Here is a 23,717-nt window from a genome sequence, read left to right as displayed (position 1 = left end):
CAGTTCAGATATGGATATCGGCGTCCATCGACAGGCCGACGCGCAGCGGATGCGCATCGAGCTCGCGCGGATCGAGGCGGATGCGGACCGGCAGGCGCTGGACGATCTTGATCCAGTTGCCGGTGGCGTTCTGCGCCGGGATCAGCGCGAAGGCCGATCCGGTGCCGCCCGAGAAGCCGACCACCGTGCCGTGATACACCACGCCCGCCCCATAGAGATCCGAAGTGATCTCCACCTTCTGCCCCGGTGCGACATGGGCGAGTTGCCCTTCCTTGAAATTGGCATCGACGTAGAGCTGGCGGATCGGCACGACCTTCATGATCGCCGCCCCCTGCGCCAGCCGCTGCCCGACCTGCACGTTGCGGTTGGTGACGACGCCGTCGACCGGCGCGCGGATCACGGTGCGCGACAGATCGAGCCGCGCCTGATCGACCTTCGCCTGCGCGGCCAGCACGTCCGGATTGGTGACGACGGTGGTGCCGTCGATCAGCGCCTGGTTGGCGGCGAGATCGCCCTTCGCGGCATCCTTGGCCGAGATCGCCTGCTGGAGCGCGGCGCGGGCATTGTCCGCGCTGCCCTTGGCGGCGGCGTAGGAATTGATCGCCGAGGTCAGCTCGTCGGCCGAAACGGCGCCGCTGGGCGCCAGCTTCCTGCGGCGATCGAGATCGATCGCGGCCTTCTGCAGCGCGGCCTGCGCGGAGGAGAGCTGCGCCTGCGCGCCCGCGATCGCCTGATCCTTGGCGGCGAGCGTCGAGGCGAGCGAGCTGCCTGTCGCGCTGGTCTGCCCGAACTGCCGCTTGGCCTTGGCGAGCGCGGCCTCGGCGTCGGCGAGCGCGATGCGGGCGTCGCTGTCGTCGATGCGGACGAGCACGTCGCCGCGCTTCACCGTCTGCGCGTCGGACACCAGCACCTGCGCCACCTGCCCCGCCACCATCGGCGTCACCTGCGCGGTGTCGGCGCCGACATAGGCGTTGTCGGTGCTGACATGGTGGCTGCCGACAAGGGCGTACCAGCCGCCATAGCCGACGCCGGCCAGCAGCACCGCGCCGCCGATGCCCAGCAGGGCCCTGCGGCGCTTCGGATTGCCCGGCTTGGTCTCGGGCGCGTGGGTTTCGATCATGGGATCAGCCTCAGCCATGGATGGTCTCCCGGGATGCGGCGCCGGCATCGGCGCTGGTCGTGAGGGTTGAAACGGGCGCGACGGCGCCGCCGCCGAGCGCCTTCACCAGCGCGACGTCGAGCGTGAAGGCGCGCGCCTCGAGGTCGACGACGATACGCTGCTCGGTCAGCACGCTGTTCTGCGCGGTCAGCACGGTCAGGTAATCGGAAAGGCCGCCTTCGTAACGCTGGCGGGCGACATCGTATGCCTCCCGCGCATCGGAGAGCGACTGGCGCGACTGGCTCAGCTGCTCGGCAAGCATGGATTGGCTGGTCACCGCATCGGCAACGTCATGGAAGGCGCCCGCGACGGTGCCGTCATACGTGGCGACGGCCTCGTCATAGGTGCCGCGCGCGACGCGATACTTGCCCTTGATCTCGCCGCCATGGAAGATCGGCAGGCTGACAGCCGCGCCGGCATTGCCGAAGCTCGATCCCGAAAGGAACAGGTTGGAGATGCCGAGCGACTGGACGCCGATCAGCGCCGTGAGGCTGACCGACGGATAGAAATCCGCCCGCGCCGCCTTGATCCGTTCGGCACTCGATTCCACCCGCGCACGCGCCGAGACAACGTCGGGCCGACGGCCGATCAGATCGGTGGTGACGTCCGCAGGCACGGTACGCGCGGTAAAGCTGAGCGTCGGCCGCTCGACGCTCAGCCCACGATCCGGCCCCTCGCCCAGCAAGGCGGCAATGCTGTTCTTCGTGAGCGCGATCGATTCCTCAACGGCGGCGAGCTGCGCCCGCTCGGCGGGGACGGCGGAATCGGCCTGCTTGAGTTCGGCCTTGGTATCGAGCCCGATCGCGACGCGGTTCGCGACCAGCTTCTGCGTATCGAGCCGCAGTTGCACCGCATTCGCCTCGACGTCGCGCTCGGCATAATAGCGCGCGAGATCGGCATAGGCGCTGGCGATGTTGGTCGACAATAGCAGCCGCGCTTCCGCGACGTCCACCGATGCGGCATCGGCATCGGACGTCGCCGCGCGCAGGTTCGCGCGGTTCTTGCCCCAGAGATCGAGGTCGAAGCTGGCATCGAGCGAGGCGCTGGCGGTGTCCTTCCAGCCCCTCATCGAAACCGGCAACGGCGAACCCATCTGCCCGCTCTGTTTCGTGCCGCCGACCGAGGCGGAACCGTCAATCCGCGGAAGCAACGCCGCACCGGCCTGCTGGCGATAGCCCTCTGCCTGGCGGAGGCGTGCCACTGCGGCAGCGAGATCGGGCGCACCGGCAAGCCCTTCCTCGATCAGCGACGTCAGCTGCGGATCGTTATAGCCGCGCCACCAGTCACCGCCCGGCCAGGTGGCATCGGAGGTGGGAGACGGCGCGAGGCTTCGTTCGGCGGCGAAGCTCTGCGCCTGCCGCATTTCGGGGCGTGGCCCCAGTTTCGGCACGGCCACGCAGCCGGACAGCAGCAAGGACAGGGCAGCCGCCCGCAGCGGCAGCCCGCGAGGTTTCGCGAGATGCATGATCGAATCTCCGTACCAAAAAGTACGGTTTTTATCTGCGCTCGCCCAAAGTCCTTGTCAACAGGAAATCGTACCGTATAGTACGGCAATGATGACGGAGACCGAAACCGCCCCGATGGGCCGTCGCGAGACGCGCAAGGCGGAACGGCGTGCGGCGATCATCGAGCTGGCAACCCGCACGTTCCTCGAAAACGGCTACGACCGGACGACCATGTCCGGCATCGCGGCCGGTCTGGGCGGCTCCAAGGGTACGCTGTGGAGCTATTTCGGCTCGAAAGAGGACTTGTTCGCGGCGGTGCTCGATTCCGCGACCGCCGCCTTCCGATCGGTGATGAGCGCGGTGCTCGATCCGCGCCTGCCCATCGATCGCGTGCTGACCAGCTTCGCGGGCAAGTTCCTCACCCGCATCACGATGCCGGATGCGATCGCGCTCCAGCGGCTGATCATCAGCGAGGTCGAACGCTTTCCTGAGATCGGGCGGATCTTCTACGATCGCGCGCCGGGCCGCAGCCGGGAGCTTCTGGCCCATTATCTGGCCGGCCAGATGGAGATCGGCGCGCTCCGGAAGGATGATCCGGACGAGGCGGCCGGCCTGCTGCTCGGCCTGTGCGCGGGCGGGTATCCCCAGCGGTTGCTGTGGGGCATCGAGAAGCGCGAGGACGATACGATCCGCCGTGAAGCGGCCCGGATCGTCGGCCAGTTCCTGCGATGCTACGGCGTGACGGGGGCAGTGGACGGCTGATCAGCCCTCACCGCAAGAAACAAAAAAGCCCCCGATATCGGGGGCCTCTTGAAATGGTGGAGCCGAGGGGGATCGAACCCCTGACCTTCGCAATGCCATTGCGACGCTCTCCCAGCTGAGCTACGGCCCCACGCCTTTTCCGCCCGGCCGGCTGGGTTCCGGCCTCGGGAGCGCCGCCTTTAGGGCAGGCGGCAGACCCTTGCAAGCGCCTTTCCGGAGCCTCCCGCATTTTTCCGCGGGGCCTCCGGAAAGCGCCCGAACGAAGGCTTACTGGTCGTCGTCGTCGTCGCGCGCGGCGACGCCGAGATCGTCGTCGCCACCGATATCGGTGTCGTCGTCGGCCGGCTCCTCGTCCTCACCGATGTCCAGATCCTCGGCGAGATCCGAATCTTCCTCTTCCTTCTTCTCCTTGACGGGCTTGGGCGCGTCGAAGGGCAGCGGCTGCTTCGACTTGAGCACCGGCTCGGGCTCCCACTGGATCCCGCAGGCGATGCAGGTCACCGGGTCTTCCTTGCCCAGATCGTAGAAGCGGGTGCCGCATTTCGGGCAGGTCCGCTTGGTGCCCCATTCAGGCTTCAGCATGTCTCGTCCAGGTCCAATCGCTTGAGAAAGGGCTCCCTTCGGGGAATCCCGCAAGGAAGCATCAGGCGCGGCGCCTTGCCATAGCGGGACGCCGCTGTCAAAAGCCCGCGCGCATGAGCCATCCCCCCGCATCCCCGCTCCGCCTCTCCGCCCCCGGGCCGCTCTCGGGCAAGGTGCGCGTGCCGGGTGACAAGTCGATCTCGCACCGTTCGCTGATGCTTTCCGCCCTGGCGGTGGGCGAGAGCCGCGTCGAGGGGCTTCTGGAGGGCGAGGACGTGCTGGCCACTGCCGCCGCAATGCGCGCGATGGGGGCTGAGATCGTGCGGGGCGAGGATGGGTTGTGGACGATCCACGGCGTCGGCGTCGGCGGATTGCTTCAGCCTGAGACGGCGCTGGAGATGGGCAATTCGGGCACCTCGACGCGGCTGCTGATGGGGCTGGTGGCGAGCCACGCCGTCACCGCCACCTTCACGGGCGATGCCTCGCTCTCCAAGCGGCCGATGGGCCGCGTGATTGAGCCGCTGTCGAAGATGGGCGCCGAGTTCACGCCCTCTCCAGGCGGCCGCCTGCCCTTGATGGTGCGCGGGATCGTGCCGGCCGTGCCGATCGAATACCGCCTGCCGGTCGCCTCCGCGCAGGTGAAGTCCGCGGTGCTGCTGGCCGGGCTCAACGCGCCGGGCATCACCCGCGTGATCGAGCCGGTGCCGACCCGCGATCACAGCGAGCGCATGCTGCGCGGCTTCGGCGCCGAGTTGACCGTCGAGGAAGTCGGCGGCGAGCGGATCATATCGATCACCGGCGAGGCGGAGCTGAAGCCCCAGCACATCGTCGTGCCGGGCGATCCCTCCTCGGCCGCCTTCCCGGTGGTGGCGGCCTTGATCGTGCCGGGCTCCGAGATCGTTGTCGAGAATGTCGGCCTCAACCCCACGCGCGCCGGCCTCTACAAGGTGCTGCGCGCGATGGGCGGCGACGTCGCGTTCGAGAACGAGCGCACGGTCGGCGGCGAGCCGGTGGCGGACTTACGGGTGAAGGCTTCGTCCCTCAAGGGGATCGAACCCGATCCGGCGATCGTTCCCTCGATGGTGGACGAATTCCCGATCCTCTTCGTCGCCTGCGCGCTGGCGCACGGCCGATCGACCCTCCGGGGTCTGGAGGAACTGCGCGTCAAGGAATCGGATCGCATCGCCGTGATGGCCGAAGGACTGCGCGCGATCGGCGCTCGCGTAGAGGAGCTGGAGGACGGTCTGATCATCGAGGGTACCGGCGGCGAACTGCTCGCCGGCGGCGCGACCGTCGCCACCCACCTCGATCACCGCATCGCGATGAGCTTCGCTATCGCTTCGCTGGCTTGCCGGAAGCCGGTGACGGTGGACGATCGCGCACCGATCGCCACCAGCTTCCCGATCTTCGTACCGATGATGGAATCGCTCGGCGCCGAAAGCCACGAAGCGGTGGCGGCATGAGCCACATCGTCGCCACCATCATCGGCCTGATCGGCAGCGCGACCTTCATCGCCGCCTTCGCCTACGCCAACATCTCGCCCGCGATGGACAAGCGCCTGTTCAACGCGATGAATCTGGTCGGCGCGGTCCTGCTGCTGATCTCGCTCAGCGTCGACTTCAACCTGCCTTCGGTGGTGCTGGAAAGCGTGTGGGGTATCATCGCGCTGATCGGCCTGATCGCGGCGATGCGCGGCAGCCGGGGGCCGCAGCTATGATCATCGCCGTCGATGGGCCCGCCGCATCGGGCAAGGGCACGATCGCCAAGGCGCTGGCCGCGCATTACGGCCTGCCGCATCTCGATACCGGACTGCTCTACCGCGCGGTCGGCATCGCGGTGCTGCGCGGTGGCGGCGATCCGTCCGACGAGGGCGAGGCCTTCCACGCCTGCGCGTTCGACGAGGCACTGCTGACCGACCCCGGCCTCAAGAGCGAGGCCGCCGGCCGTGCCGCCTCGATCGTCTCGGCGCATCCATCGGTGCGTGCCGCGCTATTGGAACGTCAGCGCGACTTCGCGCACCAGAAAGGCGGCGCGGTGCTCGACGGGCGCGACATCGGCACGGTGATCGCGCCGGAAGCGCAAGCCAAGCTGTTCGTCACCGCATCCCCCGAAGTGCGTGCGCGGCGCCGCTTCGAGGAACTGGAGCGGATGGGCCTTGCGGTCACCTACGATCACGTGTTGGGCGACATCCGCGCGCGCGACGAACGCGATTCCGGGCGCGGGATCGCGCCGCTCAGGCAGGCGGACGACGCCCTGCTGCTCGACACCAGCACGCTGGACGTAGCGGCGGCGGTGGCAACCGCGATCGGCCTCGTCGAGCAGCGCCGGAAGGGCTAGGCCCTCACTTCTTCAGATACTTGTCGAACCAGTCGATCGTGCGCTTGAGCGAATCCACCTGATTCTCGCGCTTGGCGAAGCCATGGCCCTCGGCCGGGTAATAGACCACTTCGGCCACGCCGCCCTTCGCCTTGATCGCGTCGGTCACCTGCTGCGCCTGCCCGCGCGGCACGCGGATGTCGTTCTCGCCCTGCAGCGACAGCAGCGGTGCCTTGGCATCCTTGATGTACGTGAGCGGCGAGGAGGCGTCATAGACCTTGGGGTAGGTCGCCGGATCGCCGAGCAGCGACTTCTGATAGGCCTGCAGCCCGGCATCCTCGTGCGACCACATCGTCCGCCAGTCGATGATGCCATATTCCTGCACGGCGGCGGCGAAGGCATCCGGCGCGCGGCCGATCGCCATCAGCGTCATGAAGCCGCCATAGGAGCCGCCGGTGATCCCCACCCGCTTCGGATCGACATAGCCGCTGGCGACGAGGAAATCCTTGGCCGCCAGCTCGTCCTTCAGGTCGCCGCCGCCGAGATCCTGGTAGTTGGCCTTCTGGAAGGCCTGGCCATAACCGGTCGATCCGCGCGGATTGGGCTGGATCACGAAGTAACCACGGCTGGCGAGCGCCGTGGCGGTCTTGTTGAAATAATCGGTCGTCTGGCCGGTCGGGCCGCCGTGCGGCATCACGACCGCCGGATTCGATCCGTCCCGCTTGAGATTGAACGGGATCGTCAGCACGGCGCTGACCAGCGTGCCGTCGAAGCTCTTGTAGGTGACGATCGCGGAGCGCGGCAGCGTCGCCGGATCGAGGCTCGCCATCGCCAATTGTATCGGCGCGGCGACCTTGCCTGTGGCGAGATCGATGATCACCGGCGCGCCGGGCGAGGTGGCGCCGGTCTGGATGACAAGCAGCTTCTTCGAATCCGGCGAGAAGGGCTTGGTGCCCGCGACATCGTTCGAGCCCGGCGGCAGCGGCAGCGTGCGTTCGGCCATCGTGGCGATGGTGACGAGGCTGAGCTCGGTCCGCCCGTCGATCCCGGTGCCGACCACCATGGACTTGCCGTCCGGCGAGATGGCGGAGGCAGTCTGCTCCCACGGCGTCGGCTTGAGCCAGCGGAAGCTGCCGGTCGCCACCGAATAGACGCCCGCGTGCATCTGGCCGGTGCCGTCATTGCTGCTGATCGCCAGCGTATTGCCGTCCTTCGTCGCGTCGGCGGCGTAGTAGATGGTCTTGGGCTTGCCGAGCAGCTTCGTCGCCTTGCCGGTGGCGACGTCGACCTTCCACACCTCGCCGGCGGTCTGGTCGGTGAAGCTGCGCTCGGCGATCAGCGCCTTGCCGCCCTCGACGAAGGCGATCGGCGTCCAGTCCCATTGCGGGTCGGCCTCGTGGGTCAGCAGGCGGACCTTGCCGGTGGCGAGATCGAGCAGGCCCATGTCGGTCTGACCGCGCGCCTTGGGCTTGTAGGTGATCGCGATGCTGCGGCCGTCGGGCGCCATCACGGTGGCGCCCTCGCGGATATCGGGCGTATTGGTGAGGTCGGTCACCGGCCCGCCGGCGGCGGGAACGGCGTAGATGTCATATTCCTCGTCGCCGGCATTGTCCTGGTTGAAATAGACGGTCCTGCCGTCGGGCGAGACGAGCAGGCCGGACTGGCGATCGTCCGCCTGGGTCAGCTGCACCGGCCAGCTTCCGGACGCCTCGGTGCGCCAGATGTTGTAGCGGCCGGTGAAATTGGTGGAGAGGAACAGCTGCCTGCCGTCCGCGCTCCACACCGTCGAGAGCAGCCCGCGCGAATAGCCGAGATCGTCGATCGGCACCGGCCGGGCGGCGGGGTTGGCGGGCGATGCGATCGCCTTCGGATCGGTGACCGGCCGGGCCGGCGTCGGCACCTCGGCGTGAACGGTGGACGCGGCGCACAGCAGCGCGACGACGATGGCATTCACCCGCATGTCGATTCCCCTTAGCCCCTATCAGGACATTGAGAATGCGGGCGGAATGCGCGCTTGTCTAGGCGGCGGGCGGCAACGGCTGATGACGGATCGCGAAGACGAAGCCGACGAGCGCCACCACGCTCGTCACGGCACCGACGATGGCGAGCGCAAGGCCGACATGCCCCTCCCCGCCCAGCAGTGCGCTCACCCACGGCACCAGGCTCGGCGCGATGCCGAGGCCCCCGACTGCGCCGACGACGATGAACAGGCCGAGGCAGAAGCCGCGCACCTCGTTCGGCATATAGACCGACAGCGCCGTCGCCGTGACGAGGCCGGTGACGCCGCCGCAGGTCAGCAGCAGGCCGAGCGCCCAGGCGAAGTCGGTCGCGCTGGGCATCACCGCGAAGAAGGCGGCCGGGATCGACACCGCCGCCGCCGCGATCGCCGCCGCCAGCATCCCGCCGGGCAACTTTCCCTTCTGCCCGAAATCGGCTGCCAGCCCACCGAGCACCGCACCGAGGATGCCGGAGAGCAGGATCACCAGCCCCATCCAGCCGCCGAACCGGTCGGGCGTGAGATGATAATCGCGGGTCAGCACCGGCGCCGCCCAGACGCTGGCGGCCATGTCGGCCATCACCACGGTCACCTGCCCGATATAGAGCGGCACGATGAAGCCGGCGCGCCGGCCGATCTCGGCGAAGGCTTCGCTGAGCGGGATGTCGAGGTTCCCGGCAATCTCTCGGCGCGGCGGATCGCGGAGCAGCAGGAAGCTCGCCATCGACAGCAGGCCGGCGCCGGCCAACAGCAATTGCGCCTGTCGCCACGGTGCCAGTCCGGCGACAGGCAGTGCCGAAGCCGCGAGACCCGCCAGCTTGCCCGCCACCGCGAAAGCGATCGCCGATCCGATCATCAAGCCGAGCTGGAGGAACAACATCGCCCGCCCGCGCAGCTGCGGAGCGACGAGGTCGGCCGCGATCGAGATCGCCACGGGCAGCGCGCAGAAGCCCGCGAGCACGCCGAGCATCCGTCCCGCGAACAGCATCGCGAAGCTCGATGCCATGCCCGCCAGTGCGGTGCCGGCGATCGACACGATCGTGATACCAGCGAGCAACCGCACGCGGTTGGCGCGATCGGTCAGTCGCCCTAGCGGCAGCGACAGGAAAGCGATCGGCAACGCCCCGGCAATGCCCTGGATCAGCCCGAGCTGCGTATCGCTCAAGTGCAGATCCGCCTTGGCCAGCTCCACCACCGGCGCGAAGACGAGGCGCAGCGCCGCGCCGATCAGCAGGTTGAGCGTCAGCACCGCGATCGCCACGATCATCGTCGATCGCCGCGCCGGAGCGATGTCGCCGGAGACCTCGCCGAGCGGCGCGTAGGCCGTCATCGGCTGGCCTTCAGGATGTCGTCGATCGAGGCGTCGAAATGGTCGGACATCGCCGCCACCGCCGCCACCGCGTCGCCATCGGCGATGGCACGGGCGACCGCGCGGTGCCGCGCGATGGTCGAGACGCGCTGCTCCTCGGTGGTGCGCGTGCCCCAGGCGGCCGGCACCGCGACTTCCATCAGTGGCCCGAACGAGGCGACGATCTGCACGAACAGGGTGTTGCGGGACGCGATCGCGATCGCCTCGTGGAAAGCGATGTCGTGGCGAGTCTTGGCGACGAGGTCGTCGGCGTCCGCCGCCATCGCTTCGGCCAGTGCGACGATCCGCGCCGCCTCGTCGCCGGTACGGTTCTTCGCGGCGAGCACGACGGTGCGCATCTCGATCGTGCGGCGCACGTCCCACACGTCCGCCACGCTGATCTGCGCGGTGGTGATGCCGTGGCCCAATGCGGCGGCCATCACCGATCCGTCGAGCGCCCCCACCCGTGCCTTCCGCCCATTGCCGACGTCGATCAGCTTGAGCGCACCGAGTGCCCCGAACGCCTCGCGCATCACCGCGCGGCTGACCCCCAGCTCGCCCGCGAAATGCGCCTCGCCGGGCAACGTGTCGCCGACCCGCAGGCGCTGGTCGCGGATATGATCCTTCACCGCATCCATCGCGCGCTGCACCAGCGAGCCGCCGTCGGCGCGCCGTGCGGCGCCGTCCATCGCCATGTCCATGTCCGTCCCCCTCACGCGGCCAGGCGGCCGGCCCGATAGTCGCTCGGCGTCACGCCGAACCGCCGCACGAAGGCGCGGCTGAAACTGGCATTGTTGAGATAGCCGCTGCGATAGCCGATCGAGGAGACCGGCAGGTCGGTCGATCGCAGCATGTGGCTCGCCTCGCCCAGCCGCCGCTCGGAAATCGCCTCGGCGACGGTACAGGAGAAGAGTGCGCGGAAGCCCCGGCGCAGCTTCTCGCGGTTGACGCCGCACTGGCCGGCGATGCCCTCCAGCGTGAGGCGCTCCTGCCAGCGCTCCTCGATCAGCCGGCGCGCATCGAGGATGCGCCGTGTGTCGGCGTGGTTCAGCACCATGTCGGCGGCGAGCGGCACCAGCGCGCCCGCCTCCAGCAGCCGCACCGCCTCGCAGATGAGCTCGATGCCCTTGGCGGCTGAGTAGAGGTCGCCCGCCTCGCCGGGCACCGTGCAATCGAGCATGGCGCGGACAATCGGGCGGAGCTCGACCGGCAGCTGGAAGCGTGCATCGATCCCGCGCGGGAATCCGCCGCCGACCCGCGCGAAGACTGTTTCGTTGAGCAGCAGCACGACACGCGAGGCGGGATCACCATCCGCCAGCGCCGCGACCTCGCGCCCTTCGACGAAGCGCATGCAGGCATCACCCGCATCGCAAGCCAGAGCGACCAATTGACCGGGCGCCTGCACGCCCTCGATCGCGAACGGACGAACCAATACCGTCATGTCGGCGGACACCACCACGACGCGGCTGCGCGAACCTGCGTCCTCACCCTGCTTCCATTCCATCGCACGCCTCTCCGCGCTGTATCGTTGCGGCGAGTCGTATAGCTATCTGACAGGCATTTCAACCTCTCTGATAGGATGAGATGTCAGGGCCAATAAACGGCGGCCGGGAGCGGCGCTTCGATGATCGCCTCGTCGCGATCGAGCCGCTTCACCCATGGCCGATCGGCCGCATAGGTCGGCCAGTCCAGCCCGCCGTCGCGCGCGAAGCCCACCCAGGTAGCATGGACGCGATTGGCGAGATCCTGCGGCGGGTTGGGCCAACGAAGCCCTGCTTCCCAGCGCAGCAGGCTGTGGTGTCGAACACGAAGGGCAGCTCCAGCGCATGGCAGGCACCGAGCTCGCCACCGAAGGCCGGGGAGCGCCAGCCGAACTCGTAAAAGTGCGTGCGCCCCCGATGCGCGGCAGCGAACACGCGCGCCGGCAGACGAAAGACGAGATCGGTCATCGCCTCGGTGAAGACATGGCCCGGCTTGCGCCGTCCCATGCCGTAAGCCTTCAGGATCGACCAGGCGCGCCTCACCTTGCTGCGGGCGATAACCCACGCCAGCAGCCGCCCGATCTCGTCGCGCGCGGCGGTGGGCACGAAATAGAGGTTCATCTCCTCGGCATTGGTGCCGATCAGCAGATCGATGTCCGCCCCCACCCCCTTGGCCAGCGCATCGAGCGGCGGCTCGGGCAGCACGTCGTCGCCATAGACGGGCAGGAATCGCGAGAGGCCGAAGGCGGGCTCGATCCCCGTCTCGTCGCGCAGGTCGATGCGGGTGGTGGGAAGCTGCATTGTCTGCTGGATCGGGATCCACTCCGCCGGGGTGAGCGTCGCGAAGCCCACCGCATCGGCCGTCACGCCCGCCATCTTCGCCAGCCGCTTCGTCACCCGCTCCGCAACCGCGATCGGGCGCACCATCGATCCGTGCCCGCTCTCGATGATCGCGCGGCGGAACAGGCCCTGCGCCAGCGGCGAGGCGATCAGGCAGCCAATCGACATGGCACCGGCCGACTCCCCGAACACGGTGACGTTCGCCGGATCGCCGCCGAATGCCGCGACATTCGCCTTCACCCAGGCGAGCGCGGCGATCTGGTCGCGCAGGCCGAGATTGGTCGGCGCGCCGGGCAGCGCCAGCCAGCCCTCGACGCCGAGGCGGTAGTTGATCGAGACCAGCAGCACCCCCGATCGCGCGAACCGCGTCCCGTCCTGCACCGGCGCGTCGTTGCTGCCGCCGACGAAGGCGCCGCCGTGGATGAACACCATCACCGGCGCATCCTTCGCGCCCTCCGGCGCCCAGATGTTCGCCTGCAGGAACTCGCTTCCCTGTCGCCAGCCCGCGCCGACCAGCGGCACCAGATCGAGGCCGGGGAAATCCGGCGTCTGCGCCTGCGGGGCGGTCGGGCCGGGCTGCGTGCAGTCGCGCACCTCGCTCCAGCCGGGATGCGGCGCCGGTGCCTTGAAGCGCAGCGCGCCCAGCGGGGCCGCCGCATAGGGCACGCCGAGGAAGCGGTTCACCCCACCTTCGCCCACGCCCCGCAGCCTTCCCTCGGCCACCGTCGCCAGCGCCTCGCCCATATTCGCATCCTCCTGCCCCATGTCGCCTGCGATAAGGCGCTCGGCCGGAGGAACAATCGCGACGGCTATGCCGCGCGGCACGCATCGTTGATGGAACCTTGGGCGTGCCGCCGAGTCTCAGCAGGCAGCGGCCATCAGCGCGGGGCAAGGACATGAGCAGGCATCTCTTCAAGCACAGCCGGGTGCATCTTCGCCCCGATCCCGCGCGCACCGTGATCCGGCCCTTCGCGCCCGAATATCCCGATCCTTTCCGCGACGACGAGCATCCCCGCGTGCGCAACATCGTCGAGCACATCCTGGCGCTCGACGAAAAGACGCTGAAAGAGAAATACGACCTGATGGAGGAGGCGCTGGCCGAGCGCCACCGCAACCTCGAAGGCACGCTGATGCGCCGCTACGAGGAGGTGGCGAAGCGCGTGCCCGCCTGCACCAAGGCCTCCGATCAGGGCAAGCTCGTCATCGGCGCCTATTTCAGCGAGGAATACAGTTTCGAGGCTGCCGCCTTGTTCAACCCCTCGATGGTATTGCATCCGCAACAAGAGGAGGACGGTTCGGGCGCGATCCGCTTCCTGATGTCGCTGCGCGGGATCGGCGAGGGGCATATCTCCTCGGTCACGTTCCGCACCGGCAGCTGGTCCGAAGAGGCGGGCTTCGTCGTCGACGAGCCGAGCCCGCTCGCCGTCTCGCCCACCATCACCAAGACCAACGGCGACGGCTCCACCTGCATCGAATGCGAGGAGAGCGAGGATGTCTCCGAGACGGTGATCTTCCCCGTCACCGACAGCCAGCGCATGGGCGTCGAGGATCTGCGCCTGTGCCGCTTCGTCGAGGAGGACGGCGAGGTGGAGTTCTACGGCACCTACACCGCCTTCGACGGCCGTAACGCCCGGTCCGAGCTGCTGCGCGGCACCGGCTTCAAGACCTTCGAGGTGCGCCCGCTCACCGGATCGGCGGCGGAGGCCAAGGGCATGGCGCTGTTCCCGCGCAAGGTGGACGGCCGCTACGTAATGCTGGGCCGGCAGGACAACGAAAGCATCTGGCTGCTCGATTCGGAGGATCTCTTCCACTGGGACGGCGGCGCAAAGCTGATCTCGCCGCGTTACCCGTGGGAATTCGCGCAGATGGGCAATTGCGGATCGCCGATGGAGATCGACGAGGGCTGGCTTGTCATCACCCACGGCGTCGGGATGGCGCGCAACTACTGCCTCGGCGCGGCCCTGCTCGACAAGGACGATCCCTCCAAGGTGCTGGCGCGCACACCCGAGCCGATCCTCAAGCCCAGCGCCAAGGAGCGCGACGGCTACGTTCCCAACGTGGTCTATAGTTGCGGCGCGATGGTGCACGATCGCACCCTGATGCTGCCCTACGGCGTGGCCGACAATTTCGCGAGCTTCGCGAGCTGTGGCGTGGATGCCCTGCTGAAGGTGATGGAGTAGCTGCGCGCCCTCCCCGTTCGGACTGAGCTTGTCGAAGCCCTGCCCTTTCTTTTCCGGCGCTGAAAAGAAGAAGGACAGCCCTTCGACAAGCTCAGGGCGAACGGGTTTAAGCTCATCGCTTCGACGAACGACTGTTCCAGTTCGACCGGCGCGCAAACGGCCGATGCCGTGTTAAGGCTCGCGCATTATGTCTCTGGCCATGTCGAACGAGGATCATCCCGCCCCCGAGCCGTCGCCGCGCATCGTGCTGCTGTCGATCGCGGTCTTCTGGGCGCTCTATTTCACCATATGGTCGCTGCGCGCCACCGTGGTCTACCACAGCGGCCACACCATGCTGCTCGCCCGCGCCCTCGTCTCGGCCGGCAGCGCGGGCGTCACGGTGCTGTTCTATCTGGCGATGCGCCGCTGGGGCACCACGAAGCTCGGCCGCAGCATGATCATCGCGGCGCTGCTCTCGGTCCCGGCCGCGCTCGCCTACGCCACGATCAACTGGTTCTTCATGGAGCGGACGCACGAGAAGCAGATGGCGCAGCCGGCTTCTCCGGCGCCGGTCTCCCACCATTCGACCGTGATCATCGAGGACGACAAGGGCGAAACGGTGATGATCGCGCCGCCCGCTCCCCCCGCCCCGCCGCCTCCGGTCAGTGTCGGGCAGATGACCGACGCCGAGGACAGCACGCCGCTCACCGACATCGTCGACCAGGCGGGCAACGGCTATTTCTTCTTCATCGCCTGGGCCGCCATCTACCTCTCGCTCTGCTACGCGGCGCGGATGGGCGCGCTGGAGCGGCGCACCGCCGAGTTGCGCGCCGCCGCGCAATCGGCCGAGCTGCGCGCGCTGCGCTATCAGGTGAATCCGCATTTCCTGTTCAACACGCTGAACTCGCTCTCCTCGCTGGTGATGACCGGCAAGAAGGAGGAGGCCGAGCGGATGATCATCAACCTCTCCACCTTCTTCCGCACCAGCCTGACCGGCGATCCGACCGAGGACGTGCCGCTGTCCGAGGAAATCCTGCTCCAGCGGCTCTATCTCGACATCGAGACGGTGCGCTTCCCCGAGCGGCTGGTGACGAAGATCGAGGTGCCGGAGTTGCTGGAGAAGGCCTGCGTGCCCGGCCTGATCCTGCAGCCGATCGTCGAGAATGCGGTGAAATACGGCGTCTCGCGCGCCCGCCGCCCGGTGACGATCCGCATCCGCGCCAGCGCCGAGGCGGAAAACCTGCTGCTTTCCGTCGAAGATGACGGCGATCCCGCAGGCGATGCTGCGGGCGGCACTGGCGTGGGCCTGCGCAACGTGCGCGACCGTCTTGCCGCCCGCTTCGGGGACACTGCGCATTGCCACTGGGGGCCGCGCGCCGGCGGCGGCTTCGTCGTGCGCCTGACCATGCCGCTGGTGCGCCATGGCTGCTGAACCGCTGCGCACGCTGATCGTCGATGACGAGCCGCTCGCGGTCGAGCGCCTGCAGATCCTCTGCGCGCAGACGCCGGGCATCGCGCTGGTCGGCACCGCGACCGACGGCGAGGCGGCATTGCGCATGATCGAGGCGTTGGCGCCCGAAGTCGTGCTGCTCGACATCTCGATGCCCGGGCTGGACGGGCTCGGCGTGGCGAAGGCGCTGGAGGCGAAGACGGCACGGCCCGCGATCATCTTCTGCACCGCCTTCGACCAGTTCGCGGTCGCCGCCTTCGACGTCGCGGCGGTGGATTACCTGCTCAAGCCCGTTGTGCCCGAGCGGCTGGCCAAGGCGATCGGCCGCGTCACCGAGAAGCTGCGCGCCACCGGCGATGCGGCCGTGCCAGCGCCCGAATGGCTGGAGGAATTCTGGGTGCCGCACCGGTCCGAGGTGATCCGCGTCTCGGCCTACGACGTCGACCGGATCGAGGCCGAGCGCGACTACATGCGCCTTCACATCGGCGCGCGCAGCTTCCTGCTCCATCAGACGATCACCGAGCTGGAACGGCGCCTCGATCCGGAGCGCTTCATCCGCCTGCACCGCTCGGCGATCGTGCGGCGCGATTTCATCGCCAAGCTGCGTCACGACGGCCTCGGCACCTGGTACGCCGTGCAGGCCGACGGCGGCGAGACGCGGATCGGCCGGAGCTACCTGCCGGCCGCGAAGGCGCTGATCGGGCGGGGCTGAATCTGCATCGCGATCAATGCGCGATCAGCAATTTGCCGATCGGATGCGATACCGGCATGGCAGGCGGCACGGACGGATTGCCCGGATAACGTCGCCCGTCGAATCGCAGCCGTGACAGATGGGCGCGCGCGATACCCCCACCGCTGGCCCACACCGCAAGGTCGTGCCATCCGTGCGATTTGGAGGTGAGGCGCCAGATCGGTGGTCGCGAGATGGTCGTGCGCGAAACGACCCGAAAAGCTCGACCTCGCTTCGTCAGCACAAACAGCGTGCAACCGCCACTACCACACCAATCCTCACCCTGCGCGTAGATCAGCCACTCGGGTCGCCCATCTCCATTGAGATCGGTCTTAGCGCTTTCGAAGTCCGAAACCTGCAAGCCCGCCACGGCGCGCGTCAATTCTGACGGGATGACCGGCGGGCTGGTCAGAAGAGCCGAGGCGAGAAGTGCCGGTATCATGGCCCCGGTGTCCGCTTTTTGTCCTAAGGCATCAAACAAAAAGAACCCCCGGATCACCTGGATCCGGGGGCCAAGGGGACATCGTGCCGGGCAGCTCAGAAGCCGCGCGCGGAAACCTTCACGTCGTTGGCGGCGAGCTGGCGGCCGGTGTGCGCGGCGTTGAGCGCCAGCTGAATCTGCGGCTCGGCGCTCGCCATCGCCACCTGGCGGCAGGAAGCTGCGCTGGTCACCGCAGTCAGGTCGCGCTGGTCGACCTCGCCACCGCAGACGGCGCGGGCGGCACTCACGATGCGCGTGTGCAGGGTGGCGGCACCCGCGCCGCTGGCGAGATCGAGATCGCCGAAGCGGACGGTGGTGCTCATCCCGTCGGCCGCCGGAGCGGCGAAAGCGGGGGCGGAGACAAGCGCGGCGGCAAGCGCAAGCGCGGTGAAACGGAAAGCCATGGTCAGTGCTCCTCAAAGGGGGCCGGAGCGGGGTGTCCCGGCGGTTCGCGGCGGCGTCTTCGTCGTCGCTGGAGCCTTGCTAGGAGAACCGGGAATGGCATGCGCGGCAGGTTCGACGGAGGGCGCGTTTCCCTCTACCGGGGTGTCGAACCGTCGACGAACGCGCATCCGCCGTCGACGAGCGACCGCTTCCGAAACGACCGGGCTACCGCGCCGGGGTGACGACTCGCAGCGAAGGCCGCACCGGGCGCGCCGGGCGGGACGGCTGCTCGCGTCGGTATGGATAGCGCGACAGGCCCGGGCCGCCATCGATCAGCATATCGAGCAATCGCTGTCCCTGCGCCCAGTCGCCGAGCCGGGAGCGCGCATTGAGGTGCCCCGCCTCGCCGACCTCGGCGAAATCCGACATCCACTCGCCGGCCAGTTCGCGCGACCAGCCGAGGCCGGCGGCGGGGTCGTCGCGGCTTGCCACCACGATCGAGGGGAAAGGCAGCATCGCGGTCGGCACCGGCGCGAAATCGCCGAGACGGAAATCCACTGCCGGATCGGGCGGCGCCACCAGCAGCGCGCCGCAGACCCGCCGTGAAGCCGCCTTGCCGAGCAGAGCGGCCCACCACGCCACCGCATGGCAGCCGAGGCCATGCGCCGCCAGCACAACCGGTCGCCCGGCGGCGGCCACCGCCTGGTCGATCCGGCTGAGCCAGACGTTGCGGATCGGCGCTTCCCAGCAACCAAGATCGACGTGCACACAATCCGGGCGGTCGCGCTCCCACGCCGTCTGCCAATGGCCTCGTCCCGAATTGCCGATCCCCGGAACCATGAGACAGAGTGGCCAGTCCGTCATCGCGAGTCTCCCGCAGCGGAAGCGCCGAGTAGGCCTGCGTCCCGGACCGATTGCACGGCCCCGACTCGCATGATCGTCGCAGCCCAGCCTCCGCCGGGCGCAGATCGCCCGTTTGGCTTGCCCGATTGCGACCTTGTCGTTATAGGCGCGCCATCCAGCGGGCAAAGCTCGCGGTGGCATGGCGCGGATGGGGTGAGCTTCGGCTCTCCGTCACGCGCCCTTTTCGCGTTTGGACGCTGCCGCCGCACGTGATGCTCATTGGACGCCGCGACGGACATGGGGTCCCCGCGGCAGTTCGGCCAAAGACCCCCGGATCCAACCGGGTGGCCGGAAACGATTGATAGGACAGACACTTTTTATGGCGACCACTGCCAACCCGACCCGCGACGATTTCGCGGCCCTCCTCGACGAGACCATGGGTGCCGCCGACGGCTTCGAAGGCCGTGTGGTGAAGGGCACCGTCACCGGCATCGAGAACGACCTCGTGGTCATCGACGTCGGCCTCAAGTCCGAAGGCCGCGTGCCGCTGCGCGAATTCGCGCCCGCGCCGGGCCAGAAGGCCGATCTCAAGGTCGGCGACGAGGTCGAGGTGTTCGTCGACCGCGTCGAGAACAGCATGGGCGAGGCGATGCTCTCGCGCGATCGCGCCCGCCGCGAGGCCGCGTGGGACAAGCTGGAGGAAGAGTTCGGCAAGACCGCGCGCGTCACCGGCGTGATCTTCGGCCGCGTCAAGGGCGGCTTCACGGTCGACCTGAACGGCGCCGTGGCCTTCCTGCCCGGCTCGCAGGTCGACATCCGCCCGGTCCGCGACGTGACCCCGCTGATGGACATCGAGCAGCCCTTCCAGATCCTCAAGATGGATCGCCGCCGCGGCAACATCGTCGTGTCGCGCCGCGCCGTGCTGGAAGAGACCCGCGCCGAGCAGCGCACCGGCCTGATCCAGTCGCTCGCCGAAGGCCAGGTGATCGACGGCATCGTCAAGAACATCACCGATTACGGCGCCTTCGTCGATCTCGGCGGCATCGACGGCCTGCTCCATGTCACCGACATGAGCTACAAGCGCGTCAACCACCCGAGCGAGGTCATCAACATCGGTGACACCGTCAAGGTGCAGATCATCCGCATCAACCGCGACACCCAGCGCATCTCGCTCGGCATGAAGCAGCTCGAGAGCGATCCGTGGGAGGGCGCGCAGGCCAAGTACCCGATCGGCGGCAAGTTCTCCGGCCGCGTCACGAACATCACCGAATATGGTGCGTTCGTCGAGCTGGAAGCCGGCATCGAGGGCCTGGTCCACGTCTCCGAGATGAGCTGGACCAAGAAGAACGTGCACCCGGGCAAGATCGTCTCGACCTCGCAGGAAGTCGACGTCGTAATTCTCGAGGTGGACGAGGACAAGCGCCGCATCTCGCTCGGCCTCAAGCAGGCCCAGCAGAATCCGTGGGAGGCCTTCACCGAGAAGCACCCGATCGGCTCGACCGTCGAGGGCGAAGTCAAGAACGCCACCGAGTTCGGCCTGTTCATCGGCCTCGACGGCGACGTGGACGGCATGGTCCACATGTCGGACATCGCCTGGGGCGTGACCGGCGAGGAAGCCCTGGCGCTGCACCACAAGGGCGAGACCGTGCAGGCGGTCGTGCTCGACGTGGACGCCGAGAAGGAGCGCATCTCGCTCGGCATCAAGCAGCTCGAGCGTGGCGGCGTCGCCGGTGCGGGCGCGTCGGCCGGCGGTTCGTCGTCGGCGGGCGTCAACAAGGGCCAGACCGTCACCGTCACCGTTCTGTCGGTGGGTGACGCCGGCCTCGACGTGCAGATCGGCGACGATGGCGCGACCGGCTTCATCCGTCGCGGCGATCTCGGCCGCGACCGCGACGAGCAGCGCGCCGAGCGCTTCCAGGTCGGCCAGAAGTTCGATGCGATGGTGACCGGCTTCGATCGTTCGAAGAAGCCGACCTTCTCGATCAAGGCGCTGCAGCTCGCCGAGGAGAAGCAGGCCGTCGCGCAGTACGGCTCGTCCGACTCGGGCGCGTCGCTGGGTGACATCCTCGGTGAGGCCCTCAAGGCCCGTCAGGATAACAACTAACAGTCTCAACCGGTTACGCCGGTCGAGCGAAGGCCCTCGTCCGCCACACGGCGGGCGGGGGCTTTTTCGTTTCATACCCGTAACGCGTTAACCCTAGAGATGCGTGACATTGATCCAGTTTTATGGAAATGATCAGGCCCTAGGGAGACTCGTCCGGCAGGGCATAAGACAAGGGTTAGGCGACGATGATCCGGTCCGAACTTGTGCAGCGGGTGGCCGATGCCAATCCGGAGCTGCCGTTGAAGGATATCGAACGGCTGGTGGGCTCGATCTTCGAGGCGATCAGCGCGCATCTCGTCGCGGGTGGGCGCGTCGAGCTGCGCGGTTTCGGCGCCTTCTCCACGCGCGCGCGCGATGCGCGCACCGGCCGCAACCCGCGTACCGGCGAGCCGGTGGAAGTATCCGCCAAGCGCGTGCCCTATTTCAAGCCGGGCAAGGAAATGCGCGAGCGCCTGAACGTCGCTTGACGGGCGTCGGAGGATTCCGTTCGCCCTGAGGAGGGACTGAGCGAAGTCGAAGGCCCGTCTCGAAGGGCATGTGTGGGGCATATGCTTCGAGACGCCGCTTCGACGAGCTCAGCGGCTCCTCAGCACGAACGGCGTGTTTCAAAGCCCCCTTGACCCGCCGCCCCTTCCCGCCTTTGTGGGCGCGCATGCGGGCGTGGCGAAACCGGTAGACGCAGACGACTTAAAATCGTCTTCCCCTGGAGTGCGGGTTCGAGTCCCGCCGCCCGCACCACAATATCCCGCAAAAGGAAAGCCTGCGGCTCCTGGAGCCACAGGTTCATCCTTACCCCGATGCATCGATCAGCGGCGCGCGATGGTGAGGCCATCCAGCGCCCAGCCGGCCCGGGTCTTGCACTCGACGCTGGGCAGGCGGGACACGGAGGTCGCGCCATTGTCCAACGGCGCGGTGTCGAAGCAATATTCGCCCGACACCGGCTGATACTTCACCAGCATGTGACGGGTGGCGGGAGCGCCCTGCGCGAAGGCGGGGGCGGCGGCCATCGCGAGAGCGGCGACCGCGGGGATGAGGCGTGAAACGGTGTGCATGGCAGTATCTCCTTCCCGGAGGGCCGGAGCCCTGCGAGCCGTTCTGGCTTGCCCCTGTTCCCCAGCATCATGCGTGCCAAATCGGAAATGGCCGTTTTCCGGCATTTCATTCCGCGGCACGAAATGGATTGCCGAGTACCTTGCTGTTCAGTGGGAATTTATCCCGACAGTCAGCAATTATCGATCGTGTCGTGCAATCCCATTCTCGCGCAATCGATATTGCCTCGAACCGCTCCGTCGTGTTTCAATCGGATGAAAGGCCGCAGAGCCCGCGAGAGGATAACAGGAACGTCTCGGGGGAGATTTATGCCATGAGCATGACGGCCACGAACATGACGGATCGTATCGCCCGCGCCATTCACACCGCCTTGCCCGGCGCGTCGGGCGGAAACGGGCCGCCCGACTGGGACGATCTCGGTGAGGATGCCCGTGCCGGCTACCGGCTCGCCGCGCACCGGGCGATCGGCGCCATGCGGATCCCCACCGACGAGATGCTGCATGAGGGAGATCGCCGGGACCTCGCCCGCGATGCCGCCAATGTCTGGGAGCGGATGGTCTTCACCGCCCTGACCGTCCCGGGCTGATCTCGCGAAAAGGCCGCCGGTACGATCCGCACCGACGGCCCGTGTCGATCGTATGGATTATCAGGACGTCGGCGCATCCTTCGCTGCGTCGATCTCGTGATCCCCGTCCGCTGCGGCACGATCAATGTTGGCCATGGCACGGGCACGATCGGCATCGCTCAGTCCGGGCGCCGTGCGGATCGCCAGGCGCGCCTGCTCCATCGCGGTGCGGACCATCTCGTGCATGCGGCCGCAGGTGGCGAGCGTGCCCCAATCGGCATTGGCGTCCATCGGTGTGCCGGCGGCGGCGCATTGCCGCGCTAGATCGGCGCGCGCGGCGGCGAGCGCCGTGCGCTGGATTTCTTCGGCATTCGCGCCAGCGGCCGCCGCCTCGCGCCCGGCCTTCTCGGCTTCGGCGGACGCGGTGGCGGCGCGGCGCTCGGCCTCGGCCGACATACGCTCGGCCGCGATCCCGGCGGTGCGCCCCGCCTGCTCACCGATGGCGCCGGCGCGGCGGCCGGCCGCCTCGGCCCGGCGGCCGGCGGCTTCCGCCCGGCGCGCCGCGCGGTCGGACCCGGCGCGGGCCGCCTCGACCGGCGCGGGCGCCGGGCCGGTGAACTCGACCGGATGCATATCCTGCGCCAGCGCGCTGCCCGACGCGGTGAGCAGCAGCCCGCCGCCGATCGCGGCGAGCGCAACCACGCCTCCCATCAAAAGGCGCGTCGCGCCGATCGGCTTCCTGGTCATCATGACGATCCTCTGCTTGAGCTGAGCCTTGTGACTGAGCGCGCAGGCCACACCAGGCATCCGCGCCGAGGCCGATTTGAGCACCGCCGTTCCGTAAGCGATGCGATCCACCGTCGACGCATCGGCCAGCACCGTCGCATCGCAGGCGAGTTCCTGATCCGCGCGGAAGGCGCGATAGGCGCGGTGGGCGAGCGGGTTCCACCAGTGCAGCGCCAGCACGCCGAGGCCGAGCAGATTGGCCTGGACGTCGCGGCGATCGTGGTGCGCCGCCTCGTGAACCAGCGCCAGCCGGCGTTCGGCGGGCGAGTAGCGCGCCATGAAGTCGGAAGGCAGCAAGATGCGGCGCCGGAACACGCCGGCCGCCACCGGCCCGTCGACATGATCGCTGAGCAGTACGTCGATACCGCACTCGCGAGTCAACGGACGCGCGCCACGCATGGCCCGGGCCAGGAAGGCACGATAGCGGACCATCTGCCAGCCGAACCACAGCGTCGCGCCGCCCAGCCAGACGCCCAGCAGCAGCACCGGCCAGTCGACGCCCGGCAGCAACGGCGCTGGGTGCGGCGAGACGATCATCTGGACGGGCATGCCCGGCGCGAAGTGCTCCGCGATGCGCGCATGTTCGGACCGCACCACATCATGCGCCAACTGCACCGCCGTCGCCGGATCGACCAGGCCGACCGTCCTGTGCTGCGGCGCCCAATAGATCACCGGCACTGCCAGCATCCGCCAGCCCGGCAGCGGCGGCAGGATCATCCGCAGCACCGGCAACAGCCACAAGGCATAGGCCGCGCGCGCGCCGAAAGCACGGGTGACGGACGCGCGCAGCATCAGCACGATCGCCATCAGCAGGGCGGAGGCGATCAGCGTCTGCACCACCCACGGCGCCTGGAAATAGCCGGTCATGCCTTGAGCTCCTTCAGCAGGGCCTCGAGTTCGGCGATATCTTGCGGGGAAAGCCCCTCGCCCTCGGCAAGATGCGCGACCAGCGGCGCGGCGCGCCCGCCGAACAGGCGATCGACAAGCCGGCGGGACTCACCCGCGACATAGGCGTCGCGCTTCACGGCCGGGCGATAGAGATAGCGCCGGCCATCCTCCTCATGCGCCAGCACGCCCTTGGCGAGGAGGCGTCCGAGCATGGTCTTGACGGTGCGGTCGCTCCAGTCGCGCGCGTCGCCGATGCGATCGTGCACCTCCTGCGCGGTGAGCGGCACGGGCGACGCCCACAGCGCCTCCATGACAGCCAGTTCCGCTTCGCTGATCCGCTCGGCCACG

General features: G+C 68.2%; 24 protein-coding genes and 2 tRNA genes. 11 read left to right on the top strand and 15 right to left on the bottom strand.

Annotated elements, in window-relative coordinates; all coding sequences use genetic code 11:
• Nucleotides 1-4: 4 nt before the first annotated feature.
• A complete protein-coding gene (locus tag HZF05_RS09375; protein WP_160365805.1) occupies nt 5-1,138 on the bottom strand; it encodes an HlyD family secretion protein in 1,134 nt (377 codons plus the stop codon).
• Nucleotides 1,131-2,624, bottom strand: coding sequence for an efflux transporter outer membrane subunit (locus HZF05_RS09370; protein ID WP_160365804.1), 1,494 nt, complete (start codon nt 2,622-2,624; stop codon nt 1,131-1,133). Before HZF05_RS09370 ends, HZF05_RS09375 begins: the two co-directional genes overlap by 8 nt.
• Before the next feature lie 91 nt (nt 2,625-2,715).
• On the opposite strand from HZF05_RS09370, the gene HZF05_RS09365 reads away from it, so the two are divergent.
• Complete coding sequence (locus HZF05_RS09365; protein WP_181638832.1) at nt 2,716-3,366, top strand: TetR/AcrR family transcriptional regulator; 651 nt, start codon at nt 2,716-2,718, stop codon at nt 3,364-3,366.
• 54 nt (nt 3,367-3,420) lie between these two features.
• On the opposite strand, the gene HZF05_RS09360 is transcribed toward HZF05_RS09365, so the two are convergent.
• Nucleotides 3,421-3,496, bottom strand: a tRNA-Ala gene (locus HZF05_RS09360).
• A 137-nt stretch (nt 3,497-3,633) separates the two neighbouring features.
• Nucleotides 3,634-3,948 carry a TIGR02300 family protein gene (locus HZF05_RS09355; RefSeq protein ID WP_160365803.1) on the bottom strand — a complete coding sequence of 105 codons (315 nt, stop codon included), beginning with the start codon at nt 3,946-3,948 and terminating at the stop codon, nt 3,634-3,636.
• Between the two features lie 113 nt (nt 3,949-4,061).
• Here HZF05_RS09355 and aroA point away from each other — a divergent pair, with 113 nt between their 5' ends.
• Genes aroA through HZF05_RS09340 form a run of 3 tightly spaced genes read left to right on the top strand, consistent with a single transcriptional unit; the run spans nt 4,062 to nt 6,285 of the window.
• Nucleotides 4,062-5,411, top strand: coding sequence for a 3-phosphoshikimate 1-carboxyvinyltransferase (gene aroA / locus HZF05_RS09350; RefSeq protein ID WP_160365802.1), 1,350 nt, complete (start codon nt 4,062-4,064; stop codon nt 5,409-5,411).
• Nucleotides 5,408-5,665 (top strand): CBU_0592 family membrane protein, encoded by a 258-nt coding sequence (locus HZF05_RS09345; protein WP_160365801.1) that lies wholly within the window; start codon nt 5,408-5,410, stop codon nt 5,663-5,665. The genes aroA and HZF05_RS09345 overlap by 4 nt, the downstream gene beginning before the upstream one ends.
• Nucleotides 5,662-6,285: a (d)CMP kinase gene (locus tag HZF05_RS09340; RefSeq protein WP_160365800.1), complete on the top strand. Its 624-nt coding sequence runs from the start codon at nt 5,662-5,664 to the stop codon at nt 6,283-6,285. The genes HZF05_RS09345 and HZF05_RS09340 overlap by 4 nt, the downstream gene beginning before the upstream one ends.
• Before the next feature lie 4 nt (nt 6,286-6,289).
• Here HZF05_RS09340 and HZF05_RS09335 read toward each other — a convergent pair whose 3' ends face one another.
• The 5 genes from HZF05_RS09335 to HZF05_RS09315 form a co-directional block, all read right to left on the bottom strand.
• On the bottom strand, nt 6,290-8,224 hold the full coding sequence (locus tag HZF05_RS09335) for a S9 family peptidase (RefSeq protein WP_160365799.1): 1,935 nt from the start codon (nt 8,222-8,224) through the stop codon (nt 6,290-6,292).
• 58 nt (nt 8,225-8,282) lie between these two features.
• The gene (locus HZF05_RS09330) at nt 8,283-9,590 is read right to left on the bottom strand and encodes an MFS transporter (RefSeq protein WP_160365798.1); all 1,308 of its coding nucleotides are present in this window, start codon (nt 9,588-9,590) and stop codon (nt 8,283-8,285) included.
• The gene (locus HZF05_RS09325) at nt 9,587-10,309 is read right to left on the bottom strand and encodes a FadR/GntR family transcriptional regulator (protein ID WP_246331840.1); all 723 of its coding nucleotides are present in this window, start codon (nt 10,307-10,309) and stop codon (nt 9,587-9,589) included. The genes HZF05_RS09330 and HZF05_RS09325 overlap by 4 nt, the downstream gene beginning before the upstream one ends.
• Before the next feature lie 11 nt (nt 10,310-10,320).
• Nucleotides 10,321-11,112 (bottom strand): helix-turn-helix domain-containing protein, encoded by a 792-nt coding sequence (locus HZF05_RS09320; protein WP_160365797.1) that lies wholly within the window; start codon nt 11,110-11,112, stop codon nt 10,321-10,323.
• A gap of 148 nt (nt 11,113-11,260) precedes the next feature.
• On the bottom strand, nt 11,261-12,673 hold the full coding sequence (locus HZF05_RS09315; protein WP_220129779.1) for a carboxylesterase/lipase family protein: 1,413 nt from the start codon (nt 12,671-12,673) through the stop codon (nt 11,261-11,263).
• Between the two features lie 152 nt (nt 12,674-12,825).
• On the opposite strand from HZF05_RS09315, the gene HZF05_RS09310 reads away from it, so the two are divergent.
• The 3 genes from HZF05_RS09310 (at nt 12,826) to HZF05_RS09300 (ending at nt 16,250) form a co-directional block, all read left to right on the top strand.
• Nucleotides 12,826-14,109, top strand: a complete 1,284-nt coding sequence (locus tag HZF05_RS09310) for a glycoside hydrolase family 130 protein (protein WP_160365796.1) — start codon at nt 12,826-12,828, stop codon at nt 14,107-14,109.
• A gap of 187 nt (nt 14,110-14,296) precedes the next feature.
• Nucleotides 14,297-15,520 carry a sensor histidine kinase gene (locus tag HZF05_RS09305; RefSeq protein WP_246331838.1) on the top strand — a complete coding sequence of 408 codons (1,224 nt, stop codon included), beginning with the start codon at nt 14,297-14,299 and terminating at the stop codon, nt 15,518-15,520.
• Nucleotides 15,510-16,250: a LytR/AlgR family response regulator transcription factor gene (locus tag HZF05_RS09300; RefSeq protein WP_160365795.1), complete on the top strand. Its 741-nt coding sequence runs from the start codon at nt 15,510-15,512 to the stop codon at nt 16,248-16,250. The genes HZF05_RS09305 and HZF05_RS09300 overlap by 11 nt, the downstream gene beginning before the upstream one ends.
• Nucleotides 16,251-16,263: 13 nt before the next feature.
• Here the strand turns inward: HZF05_RS09300 and HZF05_RS09295 are convergent, their stop codons facing one another.
• From HZF05_RS09295 to HZF05_RS09285, 3 genes are all read right to left on the bottom strand, one after another.
• Nucleotides 16,264-16,767 (bottom strand): hypothetical protein, encoded by a 504-nt coding sequence (locus HZF05_RS09295; RefSeq protein ID WP_160365794.1) that lies wholly within the window; start codon nt 16,765-16,767, stop codon nt 16,264-16,266.
• Nucleotides 16,768-16,805: 38 nt separating this feature from the next.
• A complete protein-coding gene (locus HZF05_RS09290; RefSeq protein WP_160365793.1) occupies nt 16,806-17,153 on the bottom strand; it encodes a UrcA family protein in 348 nt (115 codons plus the stop codon).
• A gap of 205 nt (nt 17,154-17,358) precedes the next feature.
• Entirely contained in the window at nt 17,359-17,997 is a 639-nt protein-coding gene (locus HZF05_RS09285) for an RBBP9/YdeN family alpha/beta hydrolase (protein WP_160365792.1), read from the bottom strand.
• A gap of 358 nt (nt 17,998-18,355) precedes the next feature.
• Here HZF05_RS09285 and rpsA point away from each other — a divergent pair, with 358 nt between their 5' ends.
• From rpsA to HZF05_RS09270, 3 genes are all read left to right on the top strand, one after another.
• Nucleotides 18,356-20,080, top strand: coding sequence for a 30S ribosomal protein S1 (gene rpsA, locus HZF05_RS09280; RefSeq protein ID WP_160365791.1), 1,725 nt, complete (start codon nt 18,356-18,358; stop codon nt 20,078-20,080).
• 185 nt (nt 20,081-20,265) lie between these two features.
• Nucleotides 20,266-20,547: an integration host factor subunit beta gene (locus HZF05_RS09275; protein WP_160365790.1), complete on the top strand. Its 282-nt coding sequence runs from the start codon at nt 20,266-20,268 to the stop codon at nt 20,545-20,547.
• 187 nt (nt 20,548-20,734) lie between these two features.
• Nucleotides 20,735-20,818: transfer RNA gene (locus tag HZF05_RS09270), tRNA-Leu, on the top strand.
• Between the two features lie 68 nt (nt 20,819-20,886).
• On the opposite strand, the gene HZF05_RS09265 is transcribed toward HZF05_RS09270, so the two are convergent.
• A complete protein-coding gene (locus HZF05_RS09265; RefSeq protein ID WP_160365789.1) occupies nt 20,887-21,132 on the bottom strand; it encodes a hypothetical protein in 246 nt (81 codons plus the stop codon).
• Nucleotides 21,133-21,443: 311 nt separating this feature from the next.
• Between HZF05_RS09265 and HZF05_RS09260 the strand changes: the two genes are divergently transcribed.
• On the top strand, nt 21,444-21,716 hold the full coding sequence (locus tag HZF05_RS09260) for a hypothetical protein (protein ID WP_160365788.1): 273 nt from the start codon (nt 21,444-21,446) through the stop codon (nt 21,714-21,716).
• Between the two features lie 60 nt (nt 21,717-21,776).
• On the opposite strand, the gene HZF05_RS09255 is transcribed toward HZF05_RS09260, so the two are convergent.
• Together HZF05_RS09255 and HZF05_RS09250 are read right to left on the bottom strand one after the other, a co-directional pair.
• Nucleotides 21,777-23,348: a M56 family metallopeptidase gene (locus HZF05_RS09255; protein WP_160365787.1), complete on the bottom strand. Its 1,572-nt coding sequence runs from the start codon at nt 23,346-23,348 to the stop codon at nt 21,777-21,779.
• On the bottom strand, nt 23,345-23,716 hold the full coding sequence (locus HZF05_RS09250; protein WP_160365786.1) for a BlaI/MecI/CopY family transcriptional regulator: 372 nt from the start codon (nt 23,714-23,716) through the stop codon (nt 23,345-23,347). The genes HZF05_RS09255 and HZF05_RS09250 overlap by 4 nt, the downstream gene beginning before the upstream one ends.
• Nucleotide 23,717: the final 1 nt, after the last annotated feature.

The sequence above is a fragment of the Sphingomonas chungangi genome (assembly GCF_013778325.1).
GTDB classification, from domain to species: domain Bacteria; phylum Pseudomonadota; class Alphaproteobacteria; order Sphingomonadales; family Sphingomonadaceae; genus Solisphingomonas; species Solisphingomonas chungangi.
This window is presented reverse-complemented; position numbering and strand designations above follow the sequence as displayed.

Excerpts from the sequence above, each read along its gene's own strand:
- HZF05_RS09375 (WP_160365805.1), bottom strand. The coding sequence starts at position 1,138 with ATGGCTGAGGCTGATCCCATGATCGAAACCCACGCGCCCGAGACCAAG.
- HZF05_RS09370 (WP_160365804.1), bottom strand. The coding sequence starts at position 2,624 with ATGCATCTCGCGAAACCTCGCGGGCTGCCGCTGCGGGCGGCTGCCCTG.
- HZF05_RS09365 (WP_181638832.1), top strand. The coding sequence starts at position 2,716 with ATGACGGAGACCGAAACCGCCCCGATGGGCCGTCGCGAGACGCGCAAG.
- HZF05_RS09355 (WP_160365803.1), bottom strand. The coding sequence starts at position 3,948 with ATGCTGAAGCCTGAATGGGGCACCAAGCGGACCTGCCCGAAATGCGGC.
- aroA (WP_160365802.1), top strand. The coding sequence starts at position 4,062 with ATGAGCCATCCCCCCGCATCCCCGCTCCGCCTCTCCGCCCCCGGGCCG.
- HZF05_RS09345 (WP_160365801.1), top strand. The coding sequence starts at position 5,408 with ATGAGCCACATCGTCGCCACCATCATCGGCCTGATCGGCAGCGCGACC.
- HZF05_RS09340 (WP_160365800.1), top strand. The coding sequence starts at position 5,662 with ATGATCATCGCCGTCGATGGGCCCGCCGCATCGGGCAAGGGCACGATC.
- HZF05_RS09335 (WP_160365799.1), bottom strand. The coding sequence starts at position 8,224 with ATGCGGGTGAATGCCATCGTCGTCGCGCTGCTGTGCGCCGCGTCCACC.
- HZF05_RS09330 (WP_160365798.1), bottom strand. The coding sequence starts at position 9,590 with ATGACGGCCTACGCGCCGCTCGGCGAGGTCTCCGGCGACATCGCTCCG.
- HZF05_RS09325 (WP_246331840.1), bottom strand. The coding sequence starts at position 10,309 with ATGGACATGGCGATGGACGGCGCCGCACGGCGCGCCGACGGCGGCTCG.
- HZF05_RS09320 (WP_160365797.1), bottom strand. The coding sequence starts at position 11,112 with ATGGAATGGAAGCAGGGTGAGGACGCAGGTTCGCGCAGCCGCGTCGTG.
- HZF05_RS09315 (WP_220129779.1), bottom strand. The coding sequence starts at position 12,673 with ATGGGCGAGGCGCTGGCGACGGTGGCCGAGGGAAGGCTGCGGGGCGTG.
- HZF05_RS09310 (WP_160365796.1), top strand. The coding sequence starts at position 12,826 with ATGAGCAGGCATCTCTTCAAGCACAGCCGGGTGCATCTTCGCCCCGAT.
- HZF05_RS09305 (WP_246331838.1), top strand. The coding sequence starts at position 14,297 with ATGTCTCTGGCCATGTCGAACGAGGATCATCCCGCCCCCGAGCCGTCG.
- HZF05_RS09300 (WP_160365795.1), top strand. The coding sequence starts at position 15,510 with ATGGCTGCTGAACCGCTGCGCACGCTGATCGTCGATGACGAGCCGCTC.
- HZF05_RS09290 (WP_160365793.1), bottom strand. The coding sequence starts at position 17,153 with ATGGCTTTCCGTTTCACCGCGCTTGCGCTTGCCGCCGCGCTTGTCTCC.
- HZF05_RS09285 (WP_160365792.1), bottom strand. The coding sequence starts at position 17,997 with ATGACGGACTGGCCACTCTGTCTCATGGTTCCGGGGATCGGCAATTCG.
- rpsA (WP_160365791.1), top strand. The coding sequence starts at position 18,356 with ATGGCGACCACTGCCAACCCGACCCGCGACGATTTCGCGGCCCTCCTC.
- HZF05_RS09275 (WP_160365790.1), top strand. The coding sequence starts at position 20,266 with ATGATCCGGTCCGAACTTGTGCAGCGGGTGGCCGATGCCAATCCGGAG.
- HZF05_RS09265 (WP_160365789.1), bottom strand. The coding sequence starts at position 21,132 with ATGCACACCGTTTCACGCCTCATCCCCGCGGTCGCCGCTCTCGCGATG.
- HZF05_RS09260 (WP_160365788.1), top strand. The coding sequence starts at position 21,444 with ATGAGCATGACGGCCACGAACATGACGGATCGTATCGCCCGCGCCATT.
- HZF05_RS09255 (WP_160365787.1), bottom strand. The coding sequence starts at position 23,348 with ATGACCGGCTATTTCCAGGCGCCGTGGGTGGTGCAGACGCTGATCGCC.